This window comes from Moorella sp. E308F, assembly GCF_006538365.1.
Classification (GTDB): domain Bacteria; phylum Bacillota; class DSM-521; order Neomoorellales; family Neomoorellaceae; genus Neomoorella.
In genome coordinates this window covers 13,106-38,310 of record NZ_BJKN01000003.1, presented here as the reverse complement: position 1 = coordinate 38,310, position 25,205 = coordinate 13,106, and the positions used below count along the sequence as shown (strand labels likewise).

25 protein-coding genes and 3 pseudogenes are annotated in these 25,205 nt (G+C 50.5%); 16 read left to right on the top strand and 12 right to left on the bottom strand.

The window, feature by feature from the left end:
- Positions 1-700: 700 nt before the first annotated feature.
- Positions 701-859 (bottom strand): hypothetical protein, encoded by a 159-nt coding sequence (locus tag E308F_RS16300; RefSeq protein ID WP_216364552.1) that lies wholly within the window; start codon positions 857-859, stop codon positions 701-703.
- A 95-nt stretch (positions 860-954) separates the two neighbouring features.
- Between E308F_RS16300 and E308F_RS12780 the strand changes: the two genes are divergently transcribed.
- The 10 genes and pseudogenes from E308F_RS12780 to E308F_RS12740 all read left to right on the top strand — a co-directional run bounded on the left by E308F_RS12780 (position 955) and on the right by E308F_RS12740 (position 6,767).
- Positions 955-1,722, top strand: a complete 768-nt coding sequence (locus tag E308F_RS12780) for a LexA family protein (RefSeq protein ID WP_141265328.1) — start codon at positions 955-957, stop codon at positions 1,720-1,722.
- A 77-nt stretch (positions 1,723-1,799) separates the two neighbouring features.
- A complete protein-coding gene (locus tag E308F_RS12775) occupies positions 1,800-2,795 on the top strand; it encodes a DUF4236 domain-containing protein (RefSeq protein WP_141265327.1) in 996 nt (331 codons plus the stop codon).
- A 108-nt stretch (positions 2,796-2,903) separates the two neighbouring features.
- Positions 2,904-3,278 carry a hypothetical protein gene (locus E308F_RS12770; RefSeq protein ID WP_141265326.1) on the top strand — a complete coding sequence of 125 codons (375 nt, stop codon included), beginning with the start codon at positions 2,904-2,906 and terminating at the stop codon, positions 3,276-3,278.
- On the top strand, positions 3,217-3,531 hold the full coding sequence (locus E308F_RS16955; protein WP_373995962.1) for a type II toxin-antitoxin system RelE family toxin: 315 nt from the start codon (positions 3,217-3,219) through the stop codon (positions 3,529-3,531). The genes E308F_RS12770 and E308F_RS16955 overlap by 62 nt, the downstream gene beginning before the upstream one ends.
- Before the next feature lie 154 nt (positions 3,532-3,685).
- The gene (locus E308F_RS12760) at positions 3,686-3,964 is read left to right on the top strand and encodes an ImmA/IrrE family metallo-endopeptidase (protein ID WP_172613943.1); all 279 of its coding nucleotides are present in this window, start codon (positions 3,686-3,688) and stop codon (positions 3,962-3,964) included.
- A gap of 295 nt (positions 3,965-4,259) precedes the next feature.
- Complete coding sequence (locus E308F_RS12755) at positions 4,260-4,883, top strand: hypothetical protein (protein ID WP_141265324.1); 624 nt, start codon at positions 4,260-4,262, stop codon at positions 4,881-4,883.
- Between the two features lie 168 nt (positions 4,884-5,051).
- A pseudogene (locus E308F_RS17005) lies at positions 5,052-5,156 on the top strand (4-fold beta flower protein); the annotation flags it as partial.
- A gap of 52 nt (positions 5,157-5,208) precedes the next feature.
- On the top strand, positions 5,209-5,352 hold the full coding sequence (locus tag E308F_RS15940) for a hypothetical protein (protein ID WP_172613942.1): 144 nt from the start codon (positions 5,209-5,211) through the stop codon (positions 5,350-5,352).
- Between the two features lie 144 nt (positions 5,353-5,496).
- Positions 5,497-5,838 carry a transposase gene (locus E308F_RS12745; protein ID WP_011391837.1) on the top strand — a complete coding sequence of 114 codons (342 nt, stop codon included), beginning with the start codon at positions 5,497-5,499 and terminating at the stop codon, positions 5,836-5,838.
- A complete protein-coding gene (locus tag E308F_RS12740) occupies positions 5,802-6,767 on the top strand; it encodes an IS3 family transposase (RefSeq protein ID WP_141265322.1) in 966 nt (321 codons plus the stop codon). The genes E308F_RS12745 and E308F_RS12740 overlap by 37 nt, the downstream gene beginning before the upstream one ends.
- 190 nt (positions 6,768-6,957) lie before the next feature.
- On the opposite strand, the pseudogene E308F_RS12735 reads toward E308F_RS12740, so the two are convergent.
- A pseudogene (locus tag E308F_RS12735) lies at positions 6,958-7,731 on the bottom strand (protein prkA); the annotation flags it as partial.
- A gap of 148 nt (positions 7,732-7,879) precedes the next feature.
- Here E308F_RS12735 and E308F_RS12730 point away from each other — a divergent pair.
- Both E308F_RS12730 and E308F_RS12725 read left to right on the top strand, forming a co-directional pair.
- Complete coding sequence (locus tag E308F_RS12730; protein ID WP_216363827.1) at positions 7,880-8,281, top strand: hypothetical protein; 402 nt, start codon at positions 7,880-7,882, stop codon at positions 8,279-8,281.
- 94 nt (positions 8,282-8,375) lie between these two features.
- Complete coding sequence (locus tag E308F_RS12725) at positions 8,376-9,110, top strand: glucose-6-phosphate isomerase family protein (protein ID WP_141265321.1); 735 nt, start codon at positions 8,376-8,378, stop codon at positions 9,108-9,110.
- Positions 9,111-9,232: 122 nt separating this feature from the next.
- Here the strand turns inward: E308F_RS12725 and queG are convergent, their stop codons facing one another.
- Together queG and E308F_RS12715 are read right to left on the bottom strand one after the other, a co-directional pair.
- Positions 9,233-10,330: a tRNA epoxyqueuosine(34) reductase QueG gene (queG, locus tag E308F_RS12720; protein ID WP_141265320.1), complete on the bottom strand. Its 1,098-nt coding sequence runs from the start codon at positions 10,328-10,330 to the stop codon at positions 9,233-9,235.
- A gap of 34 nt (positions 10,331-10,364) precedes the next feature.
- Complete coding sequence (locus E308F_RS12715) at positions 10,365-10,520, bottom strand: hydrogenase maturation nickel metallochaperone HypA (protein ID WP_141265319.1); 156 nt, start codon at positions 10,518-10,520, stop codon at positions 10,365-10,367.
- A 119-nt stretch (positions 10,521-10,639) separates the two neighbouring features.
- On the opposite strand from E308F_RS12715, the gene E308F_RS12710 reads away from it, so the two are divergent.
- Together E308F_RS12710 and E308F_RS12705 are read left to right on the top strand one after the other, a co-directional pair.
- Positions 10,640-11,350: a nitrite reductase gene (locus E308F_RS12710; protein ID WP_141265318.1), complete on the top strand. Its 711-nt coding sequence runs from the start codon at positions 10,640-10,642 to the stop codon at positions 11,348-11,350.
- Between the two features lie 15 nt (positions 11,351-11,365).
- Positions 11,366-11,812: a hypothetical protein gene (locus E308F_RS12705; protein ID WP_172613423.1), complete on the top strand. Its 447-nt coding sequence runs from the start codon at positions 11,366-11,368 to the stop codon at positions 11,810-11,812.
- Between the two features lie 54 nt (positions 11,813-11,866).
- Here the strand turns inward: E308F_RS12705 and E308F_RS12700 are convergent, their stop codons facing one another.
- From E308F_RS12700 to E308F_RS12680, 5 genes are all read right to left on the bottom strand, one after another.
- Entirely contained in the window at positions 11,867-12,448 is a 582-nt protein-coding gene (locus E308F_RS12700; protein ID WP_172613424.1) for an HD-GYP domain-containing protein, read from the bottom strand.
- A 67-nt stretch (positions 12,449-12,515) separates the two neighbouring features.
- Entirely contained in the window at positions 12,516-13,991 is a 1,476-nt protein-coding gene (locus tag E308F_RS12695) for a long-chain-fatty-acid--CoA ligase (protein ID WP_141265316.1), read from the bottom strand.
- Positions 13,992-14,155: 164 nt separating this feature from the next.
- Positions 14,156-15,406: an adenosylhomocysteinase gene (locus E308F_RS12690; protein WP_141265315.1), complete on the bottom strand. Its 1,251-nt coding sequence runs from the start codon at positions 15,404-15,406 to the stop codon at positions 14,156-14,158.
- 399 nt (positions 15,407-15,805) lie between these two features.
- Entirely contained in the window at positions 15,806-16,096 is a 291-nt protein-coding gene (locus tag E308F_RS15935) for a hypothetical protein (protein WP_172613425.1), read from the bottom strand.
- Positions 16,097-16,260: 164 nt separating this feature from the next.
- Entirely contained in the window at positions 16,261-17,871 is a 1,611-nt protein-coding gene (locus E308F_RS12680) for a sensor domain-containing diguanylate cyclase/phosphohydrolase (RefSeq protein WP_141265314.1), read from the bottom strand.
- A gap of 941 nt (positions 17,872-18,812) precedes the next feature.
- On the opposite strand from E308F_RS12680, the gene E308F_RS12670 reads away from it, so the two are divergent.
- Positions 18,813-19,961: an FIST signal transduction protein gene (locus E308F_RS12670; RefSeq protein WP_141265312.1), complete on the top strand. Its 1,149-nt coding sequence runs from the start codon at positions 18,813-18,815 to the stop codon at positions 19,959-19,961.
- 3 nt (positions 19,962-19,964) lie between these two features.
- Complete coding sequence (locus tag E308F_RS12665) at positions 19,965-22,475, top strand: PAS domain S-box protein (protein WP_141265311.1); 2,511 nt, start codon at positions 19,965-19,967, stop codon at positions 22,473-22,475.
- An 870-nt stretch (positions 22,476-23,345) separates the two neighbouring features.
- Here E308F_RS12665 and E308F_RS16295 read toward each other — a convergent pair.
- The 3 genes and pseudogenes from E308F_RS16295 to E308F_RS16950 all read right to left on the bottom strand — a co-directional run.
- Positions 23,346-23,507 (bottom strand): hypothetical protein, encoded by a 162-nt coding sequence (locus E308F_RS16295; protein ID WP_216363828.1) that lies wholly within the window; start codon positions 23,505-23,507, stop codon positions 23,346-23,348.
- On the bottom strand, positions 23,482-23,748 hold the full coding sequence (locus E308F_RS12655) for an AbrB/MazE/SpoVT family DNA-binding domain-containing protein (RefSeq protein WP_253260475.1): 267 nt from the start codon (positions 23,746-23,748) through the stop codon (positions 23,482-23,484). The genes E308F_RS16295 and E308F_RS12655 overlap by 26 nt, the downstream gene beginning before the upstream one ends.
- Positions 23,749-23,834: 86 nt before the next feature.
- Positions 23,835-24,689, bottom strand: a pseudogene (locus E308F_RS16950) (amidohydrolase family protein); the annotation flags it as partial.
- Positions 24,690-25,205: the final 516 nt, after the last annotated feature.

Sequence of the window (25,205 nt, the reverse complement as noted above, 5' to 3'; positions counted from 1 at the left end):
ACATCAAAAATAATACCAAGTTAAACCCCTGATGTCAATCATGATTTTTTCATTTTGCATCTGGCTGTTAAAAATATGATGTAAGATAAAAACACGATGTTTATACATACAAAATAAACTTATCGGCTGAACTCGAAAAACAAAAAGCTTCCGGATCCGCGGGACTAATCCCGTAGGCCTGGGGGCTTTCTCTCATTTAAGATAAGCAGTGCCCGTAGGCACCACCTCCGTTACACCATTCTCAACGAGATCTAAATTTAGGCGTTAACACTCACACATCTCCGCCCGTTTCATACGATATAGTAAGAAACGGAAAAGAGGGTCTTTATGGATGGCTTTGGGTTTTTTCGTCACAGATTTGCTTTTATACTGCTCCTAATCCTCATCCTGCTGTTCTTTGGGGATGACTAAAATCTGTTCAAATTTCCTAATCCGTTAGCACCTCTATTTCGGGGGGCTGTTTTTGTGTGACAAGCAAAAAAGCCCCCGGATCCGGTTAGACCCAAGGGGTTTCTCTTATCACTCCTTATTATGTTTATACCCACGGTCTGAACAATACACCCTGCACCCCGCGTCCTCCAGCTGGCTGCCGCACTCCGAACACAGAGCCGGTTCGGCCACGCCAGCGGAGATGGCCGCTGGCGCTATTCCTGTTGAAATATCCACCATAAGGCTGCTGCACTCCCTGGCTGCGCATAAATCATATGGCGCCGACCCCTGGAGCAGGTGATAGCCTGGTCGAGCTTGGCATCCAGACTTTTCTCCATTCTTCCTCGGCCGCCTTCCATTCGCGGAGCTCCTGGATCAAGTCAGTCAGGCCGTTCATATCTATCTTATTGCTATCTCTGCAATTTGTCAAGATTATTCCAATTGATAAATTTCCCGCCTTTACTTTTCGCAAAGAGATCTATCTCTTTACATATTGCAAGTTATAATTATATCGAGGGGAGACATATGACTTTCGGCTCGAGATTAAGAGAGTTACGTCTTGATAAAGGGCTTACTCAATCAGAGTTGGCAAAAATGCTTTCATTAGGAGAATCTACGATTTCTTTTTATGAAGCAGACAAAAGAGAACCCGATTATTATACGTTACAACGAATAGCCAATTTTTTTAGGGTAAGCACCGATTATCTTTTCGGACGTACCGATAAACCTTTACCGCCTGATATGACCTCTCAAATACCTATATTAGGCAACATTCGCGCTGGCATACCTTTATTAACCGAAGAGAATTATGAAGGGGAATTAGATATTCCCGCCGATATTAAAGCTGATTTTGCCTTGCAGGTAAAAGGCGAAAGCATGATAGGAGTAGGGATCCACGAAGGCGATTATGCATTATGTCGTGAATCCCAAATAGTGCATTCAGGTGATATTGTAGTAGCATTACATGATAATGCTTCGGGTTTCTCAGAGGCAACCCTAAAGTATTTTTTTAGGGATAGTAAAAAGGGCGATATATTAAGAGCAGCTAACCCCGATTTTGAAGATATTGTGATGGATGAAAGCTATCGTATAGGTGGAATTATGGTAGCTTTACTTAAAAAAGAGCCTCCCCCTTACTGGCATTTTACGAATTATTTATCTACCAGGGATATAACATTAAAAGAATGGGACTCCGTTATTCAAAAAGCCATCCAGTACGGAATTACACCAGCCCAACTAAAAGAAATTATTGATATACAGTGGAATATGATGCAAAAATTTATGCGAAAGTAGATAATAGAAACCGCCGAATGGCGGTTTTAGTGTATGAGCATAATTCGACAAAAAATGACAAGTTTGAGGTGGTTTAATTGGGCTGGAGGTTCCGAAAAAGTATTAGGATCGCAAAAGGAGTTCGCCTAAACTTAAGCAAACGCGGCGTTGGACTAAGTGTCGGAGGAAAAGGCTTTCGAGTAGGCATTGGTCCTCGTGGTGCTTATACCTCAACAAGCATTCCGGGAACAGGACTTTATTCCATTAACTATTTTGGAAAAAATAAAAGCAGAGACTTCTCTAAAGCTGAGCAGAATGTTTCTAGCCAGCCCAAAATTGAAGGTTATAATCTTGACATACCTCCAGAGTTGGCCACTAGTACAACTTATACATCTCTTGGCTGCTTATGGTTTTTGATATCCGTAATATTTCTCTTTATTTGGTGGCCCCTTGGTGTTCTAGGAATTATAATCCAAATAGCGTGGGCATCTAAATCCGCGAATTCCCCCACTGGAAAAGCCAAGAATCATTTCCTGCAAGGGAAAATAGCTCTGCAAAAAGGTGAATGGCAAAAGGCTTTAGAAGAATTTTTGAAAGTCTTGGAGATTAAACCAGAAATTATCTTATTATACCGCGAAATAGCCTTTTTGTATAGGCGCTTAGATAATCCTGAAGAAGCAGCTAAGTACTTTGAAAAATATCTTGCAAGTTATCCAGATGATGCTGTAATTAAGTTAAATTATGCTAGTACATTGGGGATTACCAAACAATACCATAAGGCCATAGAGATCTTACAAAGCCTACCACCTGAAATGAAACAAGAATTAGTAGTAATAAATGCGCTAGCTTCCGCTTTTCTCGGTTTAAATAAACCTGAGTTAGCGCTAGAGGTCCTTGAAAAAGGACCTGTTCGTAGTCGAAAAAGCATGGATGAACAAATGAAGTTATTCCGCTATTTGTTAGGAATAACTTATAAGGAATTAGGAGAGAACAATAAAGCTATAAAGCAATTTTATAAGATATATGTCGAGGATACAGAATATGAAGATGTCAAGGCTCTGTTGAAAGAATTGGATCCTTCATTTGGAGGATGAAACCGATATTAGGAGACGAAGAAGACAATGATGATATTCTCACCTACCTGAAGGTAAAGTGGGAACTTGAGAAGAAAAAACGGTAAAAGAAAAAAGGGGTGATTTTTAATGAGCTTGCCCAAAGAAGAGCTTCACCGCCTGGTTGACATGCTTCCGGAGCAAAACGTAGCAAGAGCCAAAAGGTACCTGGAAAGGCTGGTAAAAATCGTACAACCAGAAAGCGCGGCCATGTCGCGACCGCATAACAAGCCTTTTTATATCGATCCTAACTGTCCTAAATGCGGCACCACCCTTGTGCTTGCAGACTTTTTAGATGACCCCAACACGCCATGGGAAAACGTCTGGCATGACGAATTCATTTGCCCCGTATGTCGCGACTATATTTACCTGGACTGGCCGGAAAGCGAAAGAGCAGCCTTGAATGAGGGGCAAGAGGAAGGCGGCGTTAGCTGGGATGAACTCAAGCGAGAACTCGACCTTTAAAGTCCAGCTATTAACCCAGCCTCGCAGCTATCTTAAACGCGTTGATCGGGCCACCCAAAAACGCATTGCGACTGCAATTGAGGCAATTTCCGCGAACCCCGTAAGCGGGCCAAATATCAAGCCGTTACGGGGCTTTAGCCAAAAGTACAGATATCGCGTTGGTGACATGCGGATTATTTACAACGTAAAAATCGAAGAACGACTAATAATTATTGAGGTCATTGGGCCACGCGGAGATGTTTATAAAAAATAAATTTTCATTTGCACTCGGCTTCCTTGCGGGTGAGGATTGAAACGACACCGTTTTGCATGGTCAAGCGGGTGAACCCTGTGGAATATATCAAGCAATCTGTTAGCAGCTAATAGAAAAATATAAAACCAGTGACCCATATCGCCTAGCGCAGGAGATGGGTATTGACGTTGACGAATTCCCCTTTCGCCGGATTAAGGGCCTGATCCTCGAAATAGCCGGTAAGGTTACCATTGTCCTTAACTCCAACCTCCCGGCATGGCTAAAACGTGTCATTTTAGCCCACGAATTGGGACACAGGCAATTGTCTCCGCGGGGGGCGGGATATTTCTTCCTTGCAGAACATACCCTGATGGAATCTAGGGTAGAGTATGAAGCCAACAGATTGATTTACCGTAGAATTGATTACCTGGGGCGAAGAGCCGCAACTAAATGAAACCTTGGAGCAATTTGCGGCCAGGGTTGGGTTGCCGGTGGAAATGATGCGATATAAGATCATAAAGTAAAAAAACCGCCAAACTCGGCGGTTTTGATGTATATACAGTTTTCGACAAAAGGTGACAAGTCAAGAGAGGAGAAATGCAAATGCTTCCCCTTTTCAAAAAGAAACCCAAGATCACCATGAAGCCGCCCCGGGGCAATACCCGAAATCAACCCGAAATCAAACTGCGAGTGGAACCAGATTGATATAGCATAAAATAAGATTTTAAGACTAAAGGAGAGAGATATATATGGGAGTAAGCCAAACACTAGATGACTTATATGCCCATTTAAAAGACCAAATTATTTTTCTACAAAACTCGTGTAAATCATATGATGAAGGTTTTAAAGGTGAGGCCAAAAGATTAGCAGTAGTAATCCGTGTTTTGGTTCACGATACCAATAGATCAAAGTCATTATTAACCCAGCTCAACTGTAAAAATACTATTTTTTATGATACTGCTTATGATTACAACCCCAAAAACCTAATAAGTCATATGGGTTTAATCGGAATTAAAATGGGGCCTAAAGGAGTAGAATATTGGGCTCCCTTGGATGATGGCCCTCCTGGGCGACCTCGAGTTTGGGTTCCTTTTGATCTATGGTGGAATAAAATTGTGTTTAAAAATGATAGCTACGAATTTAGTAGAAAGGATGTAATTTTGGCCGTTGCAAACAAAGATGGAGGAGCGCATGTAGACCCAACCTTACATGAAGCTTATGCAAAACTTAGCAGGAATAATTTGTTGGGGTGGATGTATGTAGAAAATGGTGTTGAACGAGGACCGATTTTAAATCCCGAACTAGCAGCTATTCGTCAAATTGCTTACGAGGTTATAAAAACACTCCAAAGAAAATTTCCTAATTACTTTTAAAAGATTTAACGTTTTGGTGTACGAACTGCGGGTGGAACCAGATTGATTATAGCTTAAATAAGCCGTCGTTGTATTGAAAAGCTATCTGGGCTGTAGGTGTGGGGAGGGGGTATTTTTGAAAATTGCAAAATAAGAAACAACCAAGATAGGATTAAGGAGGCGAAAGAGATGTCAGTACAACATCTTTTTAACTCAAGAGGCGAATGGATTGCATTTCGAACTGACAAATATGTTTACGACAAAGAAGGAAATTGGATAGGATGGCTCCCCTGGGATGATTTTAATGTGGTAACGCCAGAGGGTAGCTATCTGGGTACAATATATAATGGCAATCGCTTTTTCTATTTTGAAAATAGACCATATAGAGGTCATCCAGGGTATCCTGGCTACCCAGGTTATCCCGGATATCCAGGCTATCCTGGATATGCAGGGTACCATTCCCTACCCGCTGGTGCACGAGATGTTGTAATACCAAAGGGCAAATAGAAACTGCCCTACAAGGATAAAAAAATCAAAAGTAGCTAAGAATTACTGCATCCCTACTCTTAAGCCCCGAAATTAGATTGGACAATCTTCCAAATTAATGAGACTATAAGGTCAGGAGGTTGTTCAAGTGGAACGTCGGAAATTTACCCTAGAGTTCAAGCGCCAGGTCGTCGAACAGGCCATCGCTGCCGGAAATAATTCCGTCGTTGCTCGGAAGTATGATATCCGGCCGAATATTGTCAGCCGATGGGTTCGTCAGTACAAAGCCGGCCAACCCATGCAAGGCAGTAGCCCAAAGGGAAACGCCACCCACGTTACTCAGCAGGAACACGCCCGACTCGTTGCAGAGAACCGTGAGTTAGACAAACAGAATACCCATCTAAAGCAACTTCTGGGCGAAAAAGACCTTGAAATTGCTATATTGCGTGACCTATTAAAAAAAGCCAACCCTCACTTGCAGATAAAGTAGCCATTGCGCACAAGTGGATCACAGCCGGGTACAACGCTACTCTCGTGCTGCGCATAGTGGGGGTTTCCCGATCCACCTATTATTATCAATTAACACATGAACCAAAGCCGCATACCACTTCAGGTGGACGTCCGTTTCCTGGTCATTCACTGACTATGGGCGGCCGCAAGGTCAGTGATGAACAGATTAAGGAATGGATTATGGAGTCTATTTCCGGTGATGGTTACGCCTACGGGTACCGTAAGCTCACTCATATGCTTCGACAAGATCATGAGCTGGTGGTGAACGAGAAAAAGGTATACCGCCTGTGTAAGGAACTGGATATTCTGCGGCCACAACGGAACCTCCGTCGGAAACACCCGCGGAATTTGGCCCAGAACCGCACTATCACAGCGCCAAACCAGCTCTGGGAGGTCGATGTGAAGTACGGGTACATTGCAGGAGAAGACCGGTTTTTCTTTGTGCTGTCGTACATTGACGTCTATGACAGGCAGATTGTGGGCTATCATATTGGTCTAACCTGTGAAGCCAGACATGCCGTTGAAACTTTTCGAGCAGCATTATGGAAACGTCAGATTCTTCAAAGGAATTTACCATTACCCATCATCCGTTCAGATAATGGACCCCAGTTTGTAAGTCATCTGTTTGAATCGGAGTGTGAGCGATGGAATGTCCTACACGAGAGAATACCGCCCAAGACACCGAATATGAACGCATATATCGAATCGTACCATCGGCTTCTTGAGGATGAATGCTTGTCGATGGGCGAGTTTGGGACCTATGCGGAGGCATATCAGGCGGTCGTAGAATTCGTTAGCCGTTACAACAACCGCCGGTTGCACTCCAGTTTGCACTACCTGTCGCCGGCCAAGTTTTACCGTCGTCATATCGAGACAGGATTGCAGCCCAGACATCCCGTGAGGGTGTGACGTAAATTGGTGCGTATTCGAAAGCCTTTGCCCCTTTAAAACTTGAAGAAAAATTGCGAGAGAGCTTAATGTCGGGTGCATATGTCCAATCTGCGGGGGTTAATCCGCCCTACTCCCTACTCTCTCCCCTCCCCGCCTGCTAAACGCCTGGAACACCCAGGCGGTTTCTATTGTCAAGTCGTTGTATGGTTCTAAGAGTAAGCTGGAACTCCATGATCCCCCGGTTGGCAATATTGAGTTCACCGTCAAAGCGGTAGGCCCGGGGGTCCGACTCGGAACCGTATTCGGCAATGGTGGAAAAATCGATACTGCCGGTGAGTTCGGCAATATCCTGGGATTTGGGATCAGAAGGGCTGAAGGTGCCGATTCCGACCCGTTTCTCTTCCGAAAGTATGATGCGTTCCACCGGTACCTCCTCCACCCGGCCGTTATACTTCTCTTCGACCATCAGCTGGCAGACGGGACAGAGGCTGCCTTCGATATAGATACCGTATTCCTTCTGGAGCTCCGGCCTGAGTTCCCGTGGGATGAGATGTAAGGGTTCTTCGTGCATGGGACATCCTTTAATGGCGTAGACGGCGCCGGCATCGGTCTGGCTGTACCTTTCCAGGCCCCGTTTGAGCATAGTTACAATGGTCGACTTGCCACCGCTGACGGGCCCCATGAGGAGCAGGATGCGCTTACGCACATCCAGGCGGCGGGCGGCCGAATGAAAATACTCTTCCACCAGCTTTTCCAGGGTACGCTCCAGCCCAAAGATTTCTTCGCTAAAAAAGCGGTAGCGCTTGACGCCGTCGACTTCTTCTACCCCGGCGGCAGCAATCATGTCATATATCCGGGCATGGGCCAGACGAGCCAGCTGGGGATTCTTAATCACCATGGCCAGGTAATCGGCAAATGTGCCTTCCCAGTATAACTTTTTGGCTTCCTGGCGGTATTCCTCCAGGCGTTGCAGGATTTTCACCGGGCCCTTCCTCCTTTCCAGGGAAAAGGAAAAATAGCAGCGAATATAAGGTAGGAGTATTATATAAATATGTATCATGAACCGGAAAAAGAAGATCGCTGACAGAAGCAGGAAAACTAAGGAGCGAAGCCGAATGATTATATAAGGATTGGCAAAAAATATCGCCGAGGTGATGGGTGTGGGGTACAAGTACGAGTTTACCTGGCTGATCCGCCTACCGGTGGATGAACTGCCGCAAAAACCCAACGAGCAAAAAGGCGACGGTGAAAACCTGCTCCTATGGAAGCGTACCAGTGGTAATATTATCCTGGGATTCTTTCGCCAGGGCCATAAGCTGGCCCACCCGGTAGGTATGGAGGCCCTGATTGTGACTAAAAGCGAGGAGGTCCTGGGCTACGGACACATTGTCAAGTCAGAGATTTACGAGCTGCCCGATGGTACCCTGACGACCGTGGTGGAATTTTCCGTGACTCGACTGTTTGATGAAGAAGAAAAAAGGGTTATTACCCGCATTTTCCGGGAGATGTACGGGCAAAGGCAGTCTAACTAAATGGCAGCAAAGCGTCCCTGGCCCCAAAAAGGGTTGTTTTTCAGCGCCATTAGGTTATAATGGTAAAGAAAATAATCCGGGGAGGTCATCCTCCATGATTTTAGGGAAGCATTTTACCCTGGAACCCAGTGGTCTTTTAACTTTTACCAGCGGGGTATTAGCCCCGGAACCTGATATCCGGCGTCTCGCTGATGCCCTACCAGTCCTCTATGCCGATGTCCCACCCAGCGACCGGCCCCTTTATTACATGTACCGGGGCGTCTGCCTGGAAAAAGACCGGCAATTGTACCAGCAGCACGACATCCGCTACGATATAACCGTTGTCCTGCCGGGTACCATTGGTAAAGAGTATATTAAAACCGTAGGGCACTTCCACCCGCTGAAACCCCACTCTTCCGAAACCTATCCCGAGTACTACGAAGTACTTGAGGGGGAAGCCATTTACCTGCTGCAGAAAAATAACCGCAGCGGTGAAGTAGAAGAAATTATGGCCGTCGAAGCCAAAAAAGGCGACAAAGTCTTCATCCCTCCGGCCTACGGCCATGTAACCATCAACCCCGGCAGCCAACCCCTGGTCATGGCCAATCTCATTGAGAGCCACTTTTCCTCCCTTTACGGTCCCTTCCGGGAGAAGCGTGGTGCCGCCTATTACTACCTGGAGGGCGAAGACGGTAAAGGTGACTTTGTTAAAAATACCCACTACCAAAATTCGGTAGCCCTGAAGATGGTTGCCGCCCCCAATCTCAACCAGCCCGTTAGTATTGTTAAAAATAAAACATTGTATGAGGCCTTTGTGGCCGAACCGGAGGCCTTTAAAATTTTAAAGTAGTGCCGTTAGCAGTACGCCGGCCACCTGCAACGCATGAAAATGGCTGTTTTCCAGATGGACAATATAAAACCCCGGTAAACTCGAAACCGGGGTTTTATATTACTCCAACGCCCGCCAGCCGTCTACTGGAAGGCCAGGGCCTCCTCAATCTCCCGGCGCACCCAGGGGTCGGTTTCTTCCCGGCGGGCCTTTTCCAGGGCCGGGCGGGCCGCCGCACCCAGGTGCCCCAGGGCCCAGGCGGCATGCCCACGTAACACAGCGGCCGGGGCCCGCAGGGCCTGCGCTAAAGGTGCCAGGGCCTGAGGGTCACCCCGGTTGCCCAGGAGAAGGACAGCATTGCGCTGAAGCACTGTTTTTCCCCGCCAGCCCAGAGCCGTGGGACCAAAGGTTTGCTTAAATTGATCCTTATCCATAGTAACGATGGCAGCCAGGTCCGGCCATGTTAGCCTTTGCTCTGAACCGGATGTTATTTCTGCGCGTAATCCCCCCTTTTCCCGCCGGTTGGCCGGGCAGGCTTCCTGACAGACATCACAACCCCAGATATATTGCTTAAAAAAGGGGCGCAGTTCCGCCGGGATCACACCCCGCTTCTGGGTCAGGTAGGACAGGCAGCGTTCCGGGTTCAGGCGGCCAGGGGCTACTAAAGCTCCCGACGGGCAGGCTGCCAGGCACCGACCGCAGCCCTCGCAGGCAGCTGGTTCCAGGGGTACACCGGGTTCCAGATCCAGGTCGGTTATCAGGAGTCCCAGGGAGGCACCCGATCCCAGTCCCGGTATAATCAGGTTGCAGCTGGCGCCGTAATATCCCAGTCCGGCTAGGTAAGCGGCCTCCCTTTCCAGCAGGGGGCCGCTATCCACCTGGATGGCGGTCAAACTGGCACCGGCCTGCTGTAAAAGGCCGGCCAGGTCCCGGAGATGGCCCTGCAGTACAGCGTGGTAATCCGGTCCCAGGGCGTAACGGGCAATCAGTCCCTCCCCCGGTCCCGGAGGAACGGCCGGTTCCGGGTGGGGGCTGGCTACCACTACCAGGGAACGAGCCGCAGGGTAAAGGAGCCGGGGCCGGCAACGTTCTTCCAGGCTACCGTTGGCAAAAGGGGTTTTTAGGCCTCTTTCCGCCCGCCATTTTAAAGCTTCCTCTCCAAATTCAAAGGGCCGGGCCGGGGCTATTCCCAGGACCAGGCCCCGGCGTGCCGCCCATTCCTTTAGTTCGCTTGCCAGCATAATCCGGTTCTCCTCTACCTAACTTAATTTAACTTTAATAACCTTCATCAGAGGTTTCCATCTGCCGGCACTTATCCGGGCCACAGTTAAAACCGCAGACAGGACAGATACTGGCGCCGCCCGGGTTGACCTTAAAGGTATTGCCACAGCGGCTGCAGCGGTAACTCAGCGGAGCGTTGTCGGCACCCATCTCGATCTTAATCCCTCCTCACATTTTCCTCCTTAGTATAGCCCGGCAGAGTTTCCCTTATAAGCAGGAATTTTCCCTTCCGTGAAGAAATAATAGTTATTACTACTGGAGGTGATAGAATGGGGGACGCTATTTTTAAACAACGCTCCGGTTACCTGGGAGTAGGCATCGTCGCCAAGTGCGGCGTGCTTACCTCTGCCCAGCTGGCCGGACTGGGGGAACTGGCCCGGAACGTTGATTGCCAGTACTGTAAATTGACCACTCGCCAGACTTTGATATTTGTCATTCCGGAAACAAAGCTGGAGGATTTACGGGCCGGCGTTGCTGCTCTTGGCTTAAGGGTCGGCGTTTTCGGCGAAATCGTGCGCAATGTCAAGGCCTGCGCCGGCAACAAGGACCTCTGCCAGCGGTCTTTAAGCGACGTTTTCGAACTGGGCGGGGAACTCCAGGACCGGTTCATGAACCGTCCCACTCCCTGTGATTTTAAAATCGCCTTAGCCGGCTGTCACCGCGGCTGCACCGATCCCCTCTGCGCCGATTACGGCATTATTGCCACCGGCAGCGACACCTATAACGTCTACCTTGGCGGCCGGGGCGGCAGCCGTAAACCCATCCATGCCCGTCCCATTGCCACCTGCATTACCGGGGAAGGGGTCATAAATCTCCTCACTTTTATCCTGGAACGTTACGATGCCCTGGCCGAACCCCGGGAGCGCCTCTGCAACACCATTGCCCGAGTGGGGCTGGAACCGTTCCTGCCGCCTGAGGATTTTCTGACCCGGTACCGCCCGCCGGAAGAAAATGACTTTCTCGCCTTCGCCGGGTTTTAAGATTGGAGGTCTAGCATGATGACTGCCCGTAATGTCGACCTGGAAAAGATTCAGGGAGCCATCGACCGCTGCTGCAAGACGGTGGCCGAATGCGGCACCTGTAATAAAGCCCATTGCCTGATTGGTTTCGCCCAGACGGCCCTGGCCTATGCCCGGCAGAAAAATACCGTCCGCATCCCCCGGGGACATGAGCTGATCCCCCAGGACGACCTGCGCGTCTACTACCAGCAGGATCTAATTGCTGCCCTGGTTGAAGTTTTAATGCAGTGCCAGGACTGCCGCGACAACCACGAAGAAGAATGCGTGATCAACGTCACCCGCCGCGCCCTGGAGCTGGCCCTCCTCGGAGAAAATTTCGATTATGAGGGGAGTGTTTCTGCCTACTTGATGCAGGTCGGCCGCCACAGCCCCGGCACCGGCGGCAGGTTGTTGCAGGCCTACAAGGAACGCAAGAAAAGGTAAATTTAAAAAGCCACCGGTTTTTTATACCCGGTGGCTTTGCTGTCTGTACCTTCTTCAACCGGCCCGGCGGCTATTGCGTTTGAGAATATCCGGCATGACATCGAAAAAAAGCTGCACCAGGCGGGGATCAAACTGCTTACCGGCCCCTGCCGCCAGCTCCTGGATACCGTCCAGCAAATTCTTGGAATACTGGTAGGCCCGGCAGGAGGTCATAGCGTCAAAGGCATCGGCCAGGGCAATAATCCGGGCTCCCAGAGGAATATCGCTGCCCCCCAGGCCGCAATAACCCTGCCCGTCCCAGCGTTCATGGTGATAGGCCACCAGGGGCTCAATGACCTCAAATTTCTCATTACCGGCCAGGATCTGGACGCCGAATTCCGGGTGGCGGCGCATGATCTCCCACTCCGTTGCCGTCAAACGCGCCGCCTTGTGGAGAATGGCCGCCCGCACCCGCGTTTTACCTATATCGTGCAACAGGCCTCCAAGGGTAATGATGTTCACTTCTTCCTGCTGGAGCCCCAGTCCCTCAGCCAGGGCGCAGGCCAGATTGCCGACATTACAGGAATGCTGGTATGTCGTCATACTGTGTTTACGCAGGCGATCCAGCAAACCTGCCACCTCTGGTGCCACCGACACCGGGACCACTCCTCTTCCCGCCTGTTACCATTTTAACCGAAAAAATGACAGGACTCAAGGTGATTCCCTAGCCCTTCAATAGCTTTTTCAGCACCTTGCCTGTAGGGCTTTTGGGCAGCTCTGCCACAAATTCAAATAAGCGGGGGATCTTGTAGGCGGCAAGGTATTCTTTTAAGAATTCCTGTAACTGCCGCCTGTCGGCAGAGGCCCCTTCCTTCAAAACAATATAAGCCTTTACCGTCTCACCCTTGAGCGGGTCACCGACGCCGACCACTGCCGCTTCCTGTACGGCCGGGTGGGTTAAGAGGACCTCCTCTACCTCCCGGGGATAGACATTAAAGCCGCCCAGGATGATCATGTCTTTCTTGCGGTCGATAATGTAGAAATAACCGTCCTCGTCCCGCCGCGCCAGGTCACCGGTATGGAGCCAGCCACCCCTTAAGGCGGCGGCCGTCTCTTCCGGCTGGTTATAATAGCCGGCCATGACGTTGGGACCCCTGACTACCAACTCTCCCACTTCATTCACCGGTACTTCCTGGTCATTATCGTCCACCACTTTAACCTCCACCCCCGGCAGGGGAAGGCCGATGGACCCCGGCTTGCGGACGCCGTACAGCGGATTCAGGCAGACCACCGGCGCCGCTTCGGAAAGGCCGTAGCCTTCCACCAGGGGAAAGGAATATTTTTCCTCAAAGCCGCGCTGGACCTCTGCCGCCAGGGGAGCCCCGCCGGAAATAGCAAACTTCAGGGTCTTAAACTGGCCCTTCTCGCCCATACGCAGGAGAACGGCATACATGGATGGTACGCCGCAGAAGACGGTGATATTTTCTTCGGTGAGGGTTTTCAACGTATCCTTGGGCTGGAAGCTTTCTTTAATGGTGATGGTACTGCCCAGGTACAGGGGCAGGAGGACGCTGGTCGTCCAGGCAAAGCTGTGGAACATGGGCAGCACGCAGAGGAAGTTGTTTTCCGGGCCCAGATTGGATACGGCGTCCATGGCTTCAATGTCTGCCAGGAAGTTTCTATGGCTCAGCATGGCTCCCTTGGGCCGACCGGTAGTGCCGGAGGTGTAGAGGAAAACGCAGATATCTTCCTCTGATGCCGTCACCGGCGGTGCCGGTGGCGCAGCCTGGGCCCTGGCCGCGGTTTTCTCGTCAAGGACCAGCAGGTGTTTCAAGCCCAGAGCAGCCGCCTGCTGCGGCGCCAGGCCCGTACGCTCCACAATCATCCTGTGAATGACCATAGTGCTGCAGCCGGCATCCCGGATGATAAAGGCGATTTCCTCCCGGGTCAGCATCAGGTTCAAGGGTACAACAATAGCCCCCGCCTGCAGGGCTCCCAGGTAGCTGTAGATGAATTCCGGGCAGTTGGGAGAACAGATGGCCACCCTTTCGCCGGGCCTGACACCCAGTTCCTGGAAGAGCCTGGCGTAGGCATCGATCCATTCGACCAGCTCGCCATAAGTGATCTGTTGACCCTGATAAACTAGAGCCGGTTGCCCAATTCTTTCTCGATGTCGCCGGGGCAGTTGCCAGAGTAACATCCCGGGAACCTCCTTACTAAAAGCATACATAAAAAAATTCCCTGCCATTTTGAGTTTTCCTGCCGGGCAGGGAATTTTACTTTCTTTAAAACTTATCACGCTCTAGTTTCTAGCCTCCATTGCTACTTTATGGTCTTCCCTGGCAGGGTCCAGAATGCCACCTACTAGTGGCGCCAGCTGGCCAGGTAGCGTTCCTGTTCTTCGGTCAGGGTATCGATCTCCACCCCCAGGGAGCGCAGGCGTAAGGACGCCACCCGGCGGTCGATTTCCTCAGTCACGGGAAGAACCCTGGCGGGCAGTTTGCCGGCATTTTTCAGCAGGTAGTCCAGGGAGAGGGCCTGGAGGGCAAAGGTGAGATCCATGATCTCCGCCGGGTGACCGTCGGCTGCAGCGATATTCACCAGGCGCCCCTCGGCCAGGAGATAGATGCGCCGGCCGTCTTCCAGGACAAACTCCTCGATATTGCGGCGGGCCACCCGGTGGCTCCTGGCCATGGCCATAAGTTCCGGTTTATTTATTTCCACATCAAAATGACCGGCATTGGCGAGGATTGCCCCGTCCTTCATCACGGCGTAGTGCTCGCCGCGGATGACGTCCTTGCAGCCGGTAGCGGTAACAAAGAAATCCCCATACCTGGCCGCTTCCCGCATGGGCATGACCTGAAAACCGTCCATAAGGGCTTCGTTGGCGGCAATGGGGTTGACCTCGGTGACAATCACCCGGGCGCCCAGGCCTTTGGCCCGCATGGCCACACCCTTGCCGCACCAGCCGTAGCCGGCCACGACCACAGTTTTGCCGCAGACCGTCAGGTTGGTGTTGCGCATGATCCCGTCCCAGGTGGACTGGCCGGTGCCGTAGCGGTTGTCAAAAAGGTGCTTGCAGTCACCGTTGTTAACGGCGACCATGGGGAAAGCCAGCACCCCCTCGGCTTCCATGGCCTTCAGGCGTAAAATCCCGGTAGTCGTTTCCTCGGCGCCGCCGATAATCTCCGGCAGGACTTCTCGCCGACCGGTATGGAGGAGATGAACCAGGTCGCCGCCGTCATCGATGATGAGATTAGGCCTGGTGTCCAGGACTTTGTTCAGGAAGGTGTTGTACTCCTCCGCCGTACAGCCGTGGCGGGCGTAAACGGCAACCCCCTGGCTGGCCAGCCCGGCACAAACGTCATCCTGGGTGGAAAGGGGGTTGGAACCGCAGATGGCTACTTCTGCTCCTCCGGCCTTGATGACCAGGGCCAGGTAAGCGGTCTTGGCCTCCAGGTGCAGGCAGATGGCCACCCGCTTGCCGGCAAAGGGGCGGCGTTCTTCGAAATCGCGGCGAATTTCATTTAAGATAGGCATGTTGTTGCGGACCCAGTCGATCTTCAACCGGCCTTCGGGGGCCAGGTTGGGATCGCGAATGATTGATGCTTGCATCAACGTTTCCTCCTTAACCTTTACACCTCAATCTTACCGGCGGCCAGGATGCAGCGACAGTTTCGCTCCCAATCTGCAAAGATTTGCCTTCTTTAAACAATGCTTTATTCTTCACCGAGAGGTAGAATCCTGCCTTTTTGGAAATAGGCTGCCCAAATCGTTAAAAAGTAGCCGTAAGCGTCAAACTGTACCCACCTGTCTCATCACTTGGTTTGTAGGGTAATTTTCCTAAGTGTCATCTTCCTGTTATTGTTAGATTAAGGCGCTTTTCTTAACCTGTAGAGACTTTAACATATCTCCCTGCTAGTAAAAATCCTCCTTACATCTGTTCTCTTCCCTCTTGCTTTCTTCCCGCCGCCGGAGTTATAATATGCTCAAACATTTGTTCCGGCGGTGAGCTTAAGTGTCTTCCTCCTGCACGGGCAGCTCCAGCCTCCCCACCACCCCCACGACAAAGGTTACGGGCAACTCCTTTCCGACAAAAGAGTTTCTCTGGAACTGCTGAAAACCATCGTTCGGGAAGAATGGGTGGAGGCTATCGAGGCCGACGACCTCATCCTGGTGAACAAATCCTATGTCCTGCCTGCCAGCATACAGGCAAAAGTGGACTGCATCCTGGATGCCAACAATCCTCTGGAGGTGGAACAGATGATTAGCAACCTGGAAATAGCTCTGGATGAAATGAAGCAAGAGATTTTATCGCAAGGAAAATTAGAAGGTAAACTGGAGGGCGAACTAAAAGGCAAACGGGAAGTAGCCCGGAACCTGCTCCTGCTAAATATAGACATTGATACTATCATTGCTTTCTGCTTTCTGTTTGTCCAGCAAGGCCCTGGAAAGAAAACGGGCATACTTTACATCCCATGCAGGCCCGGTGCCACTTTTGCCCCGGCGTTCTTTTTCCCTGACAGCAATTCTACAAAAATCTCCACAAGATGCGGGTCAAACTGCTTTTCCGCACATCTCTTGAGCTCTTCCAAGGCCTCCTCGTGCGCCAGCGCACGGCGGTAGGGCCTCTCCGACGTCATGGCATCGTAGGCGTCAACTATAGCCAGGATGCGGCTTAAAAGATGAATTTGTTCTCCCCGCAAGCTCTGAGGATAACCCCGCCCGTCCCACCGTTCATGATGTTGAAGAATATAAGGAGCTACTGTGGATAACTCTCCCGAAGAGAGGGCAATACGGTACCCCACCTCAGGGTGCCGCCGGACTTCTTCCCATTCTTCTTCTGTAAGAGGACCGGGCTTTAAAAGGATATTGTCCGGTACTGCCAGCTTACCAATGTCGTGCACGTCCACCAGGAGGCGGAGATTATCAATTTCTTCGCGCGATAAACCCGCCGCTTCTCCCAGCAAGCAGGCAATCTCTTTCATGCGCTCCGTATTGTGAAAGTCTTTCTCCTCTAAGGCTGTCTTGAGGGCGCGGATCACCGCCGCCCGTGGGTCTTTCCCGCTGGCCAGCTTATTCATATACATCGCATCATCTGCTTCTTTGTACACCTCCCGCAGCGGGCGCGAAGCATCTTCCGCCGTCGCCGCCCCCACGGAGATGCTTAAAGGAAGGTCCGGGTGCCGGGCAGAGTCCCTTTCCGCTGCTTCAATTATACGCCTGGCCACTTCCTCAGCTGTTTTCCGTCCTGTTTGCGGCAGGATTATGGCAAACTCGTCTCCGCCAACTCGGGCTACCACCTCAGACTCCCGGAGACAACTCGCGATCACCTTTGCTGCGCGGCGTAAAAGCTCGTCACCCTGCTCGTGCCCCAGCATGTCGTTGACTATTTTTAAGCCGTCGAGGTCACAGAGAACGAGGCTAATGGGATAAGAGCGGCTCTTTTCCATCCGCCGCAGTTCTTCCTCGAAGAACGTGCGGTTGTAAAGCCCGGTGAGGGCATCACGGGTGCTCCAGCGCTTCAATTCCTCTTCCATCCTCTTGCGCTCGCCAATGTCGCGGATACATTGAACTGCCCCGAGCAGGTTCCCTTTATCGTCGTAGATCGGGGCCACTAGGGTCCAGAAGTGAAGCCCTCTGCCACCGCAGGCGAAAGGTGCAAAACCTTCGCCGACAAGAATATGGCCCTTCCTCTCTATTTTCTCGTACTCTTGCTCCCAATCCTTACCATTGCCGAGCAAAATGTTTACGAAGATGGGTCTCTGTTTCCCAAAAAATGGTACCGCGTAAGCGTATTCGCTTTTGCCTAGGATTTCTTCTTTCTTGACCCCTGTCATTTCTTCCATAGCCCGGTTCCACACCAGCACCCTCCCCTGGCGGTCCACAGCAAGGGTGGCATCCGGAAGGCAATCGATGATTCTTTCGAGAAGATGTAGCCTCTCCACTAAGCCTTCTGGCGGAATCCCTCTGCTGTCATTAAGCAGGGGTTCTAGAAGTTTCCTGGCCGTCCCGGTTTTCTCCTCCGGGAGAGCATCCACCAGTTGGTGAAGTTCATCTTTTTGCTGGCTTGGGTTCATGCGCTCTGCCGTCTCCTTTGTGCATCTTTTTTGGGATTATTTTTTCTTTTTCGTAGAAACAGTTCCTATCCCTGCGGTTATCCCCTTATCGCAGCTGTCGGTCTTTTCCAGGATAAGCTCCGCCCCACGGCAGTAAAAGACCGTTTCACCCCTTCCACAGCCGGCTGGCTCCCGGAAGTCCTGGTCGTCTGTACTATCCTGCGGCGTAATCCATATTTACACTTCAGAAGAATAATAGTAGCCTCCCCTCCAGCGCGCCAGCGTTGGAGACGTTTGAACCATTTACAGGTTGGCAACAATTGTATAACAAGATAAGTGAAGCAGTTAGAAAGCTCACTCGGACTACAGTCCAGAATTAACATTTCTTATGCGATGTAAAAAAGTGGACTTTTTCAGTGAACTAATTAAGTAAGTTAGAAATTCGATGCAAACTAATATTTTCCTCCAAGCTCATCCCGTCTTCGACCATTTTTATCCTTATTCGTGACATCCAAAAATTGATTTTTGGCTTGAGCTGTTTTCAAGCTTTAGTATCCCTTCCCCTCCCCCTGGACACCCCTTTACGTCAAGGCAAAGCATATTGTATAAAGTGCTGCCCTTGGCTTTTATGCTCAAAATTTTCCTCTCCACAAAGGAAAAAGGCAGAAACCTGTAGAATAAATGTGCTAGAGAAGGAATGGATCGTGCCCACAGGACAGAAGAAACTCTTGCTGCCGTGCGAGGTAGCGGCATCTTCCGGGTCACTGTCCACACCTTGTGTAGCCGGGAGCACAGGGGCTTCCTGGTTCCCGTCCGCTTGCCGCGGGGCAGAAACGGTCATTGTTTGACAGGGAAACTGTGGGTATGCTGTCTTTGGCGTTAAAGTCTTTATAGTCAAGTTGACGTCGCCCGGAAACGGCTCTGCGAATTATAGTGAGAAGACAGGAGGGGCATATTGGCCGGTGACCCGAATACCTGATTTGCGTGTGGGGTTAGGCTTCAGCAACGAATATGATGCCAGGGCCGCCGTACAATGCGCTCTGGAGCAGGCTTTGGGCCGGACCGGACGACCAGCCCTGACGCTGGTTTTGACCACTGAGGGCTACGACCCCGAAGAGGTGATTGTAGGCGCCGTAAGGGTGGTAGGTAATTCCCCCCTGATAGGCGCTTGGGTACCGGGTATTATCTTTGGCTTTGAAATATACGCCAGAGGCGTAAGTGTCTGCGCTATCGGCGGAGAAGGAATAGAGGCGGCAACTCACCTGGAAAGAATTATATCGGCAGGTCCCTTTGTCAAAGGTGAAAAAGCGGGCGAGGCTTTATTAAAAAAAGGCGGAGACAGCCCCGGAACTGTTTTGCTTTTTCCGGATGGATCTAACGCCAACATTTCTGAACTATTAAGGGGACTATATAACGCCATGGGACCGGACTTCCAGTATATAGGGGGAGGCAGCGGGGACAATTTGCGGTTCAACAGCACCTACCAATTTACCGAAGAAGGGGTGGGCAGTGATGCTGTAGCCGCGGCAGTGTTGAGGGGGATAAACTTTAAAGTGGAGCTGGACCATGGGTGGATCCCCGCAGGCGAGCCTTTTACTATAACCAGGGCGGAGGGCAGGCGAGTTTATGAAATTGACGGAATTCCGGCATTTGAGAGGTATACGGCTCTGGTCCGCAGCTGTACCAGAAACGGATTTCCTTACTACGGAATGCAATACCCCCTGGGCTTGCCCGCTGCCGGGGGAAAATTTATCATTCGGGATCCGCTGAAAGCAGAGGAAGACGGAAGCATCTTATTTGTTACAGAAATTCCCGAAAACACCATTGCTACTATCATGGAAGGTGATGCTGAAAGTCTAATTGCTGCCGCCGGGAGGGTAGCGGAAGGTGCCTTAAATACCCCGGTCACTCCCAAAGTTCTTATCTTGTTTGATTGTGTATCCCGCTATTTATTGCTGGGTAAAGATTTTTCCAGGGAAATGGAGGCAATATCCCGGAGGCTTAAACCCGAGATCCCGGTTTTAGGGATGCTTTCTTTCGGAGAAATAAGCAGTGTCTCAGGGACTCCGCTGTTTTATAACAAGACGATCGTTGCGGCCGCGGGGTGGTAGATAGTGTCCTTTGATGTTGCTGAGCTTTTGACCTTATACGAGATAGTAAATTTTTCCTTCCCGGAGCGATACGAAGATCTGATACAAGAAATTGTGGAGAAAGGAAGCCGGCTTCTCGGAATACGCCGCCTTGCCATAATGCTTGATGAGGGCGGCAGGCTTATATGTCTGGGGAAATGGGGTTTTAGAAAAGGCGAGGAATTCACGGAGAGGATCAAGAACCCCGGCGAGAGCGGGTTTGTCTATTTGATGTCCCATGGTGTGCGGGGCTTAATATTTCTGGAAGCTTCAGCACGGATTTCCGGTCGGGAAAAAAGGCTATTCAACATTTTTGCCCGCCGCATCGAAGATATGGTTGCGCTCAAACAAATGGAAAATAAAATAAAAGAATCAGACTGGGAAAAGAAGACCATTTTGGACAGTATAGTGGAGCTGTTGATCTACCAGGATGCAGAGCACCGCATTTTGTGGGCCAACACCTCAGCAGCGAAGTACGCGGAAAAAAGGGGTGAGGAGCTGACAGGCGGTCTTTGCTATGAGATATTACACCGCAGGAAGGAACCGTGCGCCGGATGTCCCGTTATCAGCGCATTTAAGACCGGCGTGCCTCAGGAGGGCATAGTGACGCCCCACGAAGGCAAGCAATTTTTTGTAAGGGGTTACCCTGTAAAAAGCCAGAAAGGAATAATTGAGGGTATAGTAGAAGTATGTTTCGAGGTCACCGAACGGATCCAGGCGGAGGAAGCGTTTCGGACGATTTTCAACAGCGTCCACGATGCTATTTTTATACATGAACCTGAAGGGGAAATACTGGATGTTAACGAAACCATGTTGCGCATGTACGGTATAACCTCAAAAGGAGAGGCCGTAAAGCTGTCCATCGCCCAAGATTACTCCAGCCCGGACAATCCCCTGGAACAGCTCCGCGAATGGTGGCAAAAAGCGGTAGAAGGAGAAAGTCCGCGGTTTGAATGGAAAGCCAGGCGGCCGGTGGACGGCACAGTTTTTGATGCGGAGATATGTTTGAAGAAAATTACTTTTGCGGGCAAAGATGCAATACTAGCCACCGTGAGGGACATCACCGAACGCAAACGCGAAGAGGAGCTATTGAGAAGTATTTTTAGTCTTTCCCCTATAGGGATGTACATAGTCGACGGAGGAAGGTTTCGGCTGGTAAACGCCCGGTTTGAAAAGCTCTCGGGTTACTCTCAGGAAGAACTAATCGGCAGAGAAGCCTTGAGCCTCGTACACCCGGAAGACAGGGAGGCCGTGCGACGCAACGCCGTAAAGATGTTAAAAGGCATGGTTGCCCAGCCCTACGAGTTCAGGATTATTACCAAATGTGGTGAAATTAAGTGGGTCGAGGAGACGGTGGCTTCCCTGCAGCACGAGGGCCAGAGGGTGACACTAGGGAACATAATGGATATCACTGAGAAAAAGAGGGTTGCCCAGAAGCTGGAATATGTTAGCCTCCATGACCAGCTGACAGGTCTTTACAACCGCACATTTTTTGAAGAACAGCTCAAGCGCTTGGGTAAGAGCAACAAATATCCCATCAGCATAATAGTAGCCGATGTGAACGGCCTGAAGCTTGTCAACGATACCATGGGCCACCATAAGGGCGATAAACTCTTGATTGCTTGCGCTCAGATCCTTAAGAAAGCCCTGCGCCCCTCGGATATTGTGGCACGGGTGGGTGGAGATGAATTTGTGGCCCTTCTGCCCCGCACCGATGAGGCTACGGGATCGAATATACTGCACCACCTGCGTTTATCCATTGAGCAATACAATCGAAAACATCCCCGGCTTCCTTTGAGCGTCTCCTTCGGCATAGCTACAGCGTACAATTCGGAGGAACTTTTAAAGCAAACCTATAAAAGGGCAGACGATCTTATGTACCGGGAAAAACTATACCTCGGCACCAGCGCTCGGAGCAAGATCGTCAATGCCTTGCTTGCCGCACTGTCGGAGCGCGACCATTTGACTGAAGGGCACGGCCGGCGCCTGCAGCACTTATGCCGGATCCTGGGAGAAAAGATGGGGCTTTCGCCGCAACAGCTGGCCAACCTTTCTCTTCTGGCTCAGGTCCACGACATAGGTAAAGTGGGTATACCCGACAGAATACTCTTCAAAAAAGGCCCCCTCACAGATGAAGAATGGGAGATTATGCGCCAGCATCCGGAGAAAGGCTACCGGATCGCCCTGGCCTCACCGGATTTAGCGGGGATCGCCGACCTGATCTTAAAACACCACGAAAAATGGGACGGCACCGGATACCCCTTGGGCCTCAAAGGGGATGAAATACCCATCGAGTGCCGTATTTTAGCCATTGCCGATGCCTTTGACGCCATGACCTCCGATAGGCCGTATAGAAGAGCTAAAACGGTCGAAGAAGCCCTGGCGGAGATACGCCGGTGTGCAGGCACGCAATTTGACCCGAAGCTTGTGGAGATATTTTTTCAGGTGATCCTTACCCCAGAGGAATTTTCCGAAGGGCAAAAGGTGGCAAATTAATTGGTTTGCGAAAGCCATACTCTGAACGGCGCAGTTGCTGCGTCGGCCCCCTTTTTTTCGCCGGGGGAAAGTGAACTGGTCAGCCGGATTCGGAAAAAGCAAAATGGCCGCCGGGAGAGGGAGTGTAAATCATTTTGTGTAAATGGCCGATCACCTATGGTGACACTAAGCTGGCTTTTAGCCGGCAAGAGGATAAGGAAATGCTGAGGAGCAACCCGAGCGCCTCCCGAAATTCTGCCGGGGATAATGGGGAATCAAGATGACGCTCCCCCTCACTTCTTCCAGATACCAATTATCCCTGGGAGAACTAAAGCGATAAACCTCGGGGGGTTGGGGGCAGACGTCGCAACTGGTGGAAGACATCCCTTTTGAAGTTCCTCATCAGGCGCAGATAGTTATCCCGGGACGGAACGAATAACAACAGTGGCAAAGCATGCGCTATCAGCCCAGCCAACAGAAATCCAGTTAAAACATCAAATCAAAGAGGCGGAGGAACAGATCAAAAGGTTAGAAGCAAAATATAACATAAATTATGAATAATTCCAAAAAAGGCAGTTCCTACTATGACAGACTTCGAAACCAACAGAGATGACACCGAATGGGAGGCCCTCTATCATGTCGAGCGCTCAATCCTCTTAATTTTCGGAAACTTATCAAAATGACGATCGTAAGAATATATCTCCATCCGGTTTCCGGCTGCCATACTGATGGCAACAAAGGCATCCGTCCAATCAACGTTTTTTCTACATACCACTCCAACGCTTTCCTAGCCACCGACTTGCTGGAAAGCCGCATACCCCGGAGAGATAATAGGGGAAGTAATATTTCTTTTATCCTCGCTTTGGGTTGACGATAAAACTTTTCCAATGTTCATACTACGTCAGCAATGACCAGGTCGGGTAAAAATACTTGCTCTGCCCCGCATTCAACCCTTTGTAAAAGGGCTGAACACCGCTCAGCCTTCTCCGGGTTATCATTTAAGAGAAAACGAAATATGATATTGGCGTCAATTGTCTTTGCCTTCCCCGGCAATTTCGCTGGCAGCCTCCCCCATGGCATGCTGACGTACTGCCTTAAAATCTTGTTCCTCAGCAACCGGCACGCTACCCTTCAGAGCGACTATCCCCTGCCCACCCTTTTCAATCTGTACAGTGTCGCCACGGATCACAAAGCGAAGATGCGTACCCGGTGTGACACCTAAAAATTTGCGTATTTCTGCCGGGATAGTTACCTGGCCTTTAGCTGATATCTTGGCGATAGGCACAGTTCTCACCTCATTTTCCCCTACTTTTAATCTAATGTAAAGGAAATGACCCTGGATGTAAAGGAAAGCGACATCTTTGACATAAAGAACCTGGCATCTATCATTTCCGGCACCCGGGCAAAGCCCAGGACGCGCATGACCGCAGCCGGGTTGTGGGATACCTTAACATCATGCAGCAGGAAAAGGTCAATCTCCTTTTCCGTCAGCCAGACGGTATGGACGGCCAGGAAATTGGCATCCAGGACTCCCAGGTGGGCCAGGTGCTCGACGGTGGTATGGCCGCGGGTGGCTTTAGCAAAGCGTACTTCTTCATCAATCTAGGCCACGTGCATATGGATGCCTACCCCGTATTTATCGGCCAGGTCCTTGGTGCGTTTGATTAGCTCATCGGAATTGTTGAAGATAGTCCGCAGGCCGAACCAAACCTTGATGCGGCCGTTAGCCTGGCCGTGCCAGCGCTTGATATGCTCTTCCTGTTTCCGGAGGGCATAGTTGGTACTCTCCCGCCACTTGGGCGGCAGCCCTTCGCCGCAGTCCATGGTTGAACGAGCCAAAATGCCACGGAGGCCTATTTCCTCAACGGCGCGACCCATACCATCGACCTCCTGGCCGCCAGGCTCGGCAAAGGTCGTCACCCCGGAGTAGATTAATTCCAATCAGCAAGCCAGGGAGGAGATATAGGAATCCTCCAGGTCCATACTGCTTTCATAGGGCCAGATGCGTTCGTGAAGCCAGGTTGGCAAGTCGACATCGTCGCCCAGGCCGCGCCCCAGTTGCTGGGACAAGTGTACGTGGGTATTGACCAGTCCCGGCATGACGATCTTGCCACTGGCATCGACGATTTCGGCATCCTGTTTGATTAGTTCCGCCGGTACCTGCCCGATAGCGACGATCTTATCCCCTTCCACCAGGACATCGCCGCCGGCGAAGACCTGCCGGAGGGAATTCATGGATACTACATAGCCGTTTTTAATGAGAATTTGCTTTGCTGCACGCTAAAACCTCCCTGGCATTAAGATGCTGTTCGGGACTGCATTTATACCTTATCAAAATGCTGTAACGCGTTGACCAATCGTTCATCTGCTGTAATGAAGACCCCTTTTTTGGCCATGGCCAGGACAATATATAAGCTATCATATAGCGTCCGCCTGCAACCATAAGCAATCTCAAATGCGGCGGGGAGCAAAGGACGGCTCCTAACAATTCAAAATTAGCCCCCCTTGCTATCATATTGATAGCAAAATTATATTAGTTACCAATGGATATGACAACCTTCTCCTTTAAAGCACCCTTGCTTTGATTAAAAAGGTTTAATAGTCCCTGCCGATAGAATAAAAAGTGTAGTGCTCCCCGTTGTCAAGACATTTTTTTGAAAAAATTAAGCTATACTATCCTCCCTTCTTCTTTATTGCAAGTTGCCATATTTGTTGATAATTGCCATTTATCTATGGCTTTTACCTGTTATT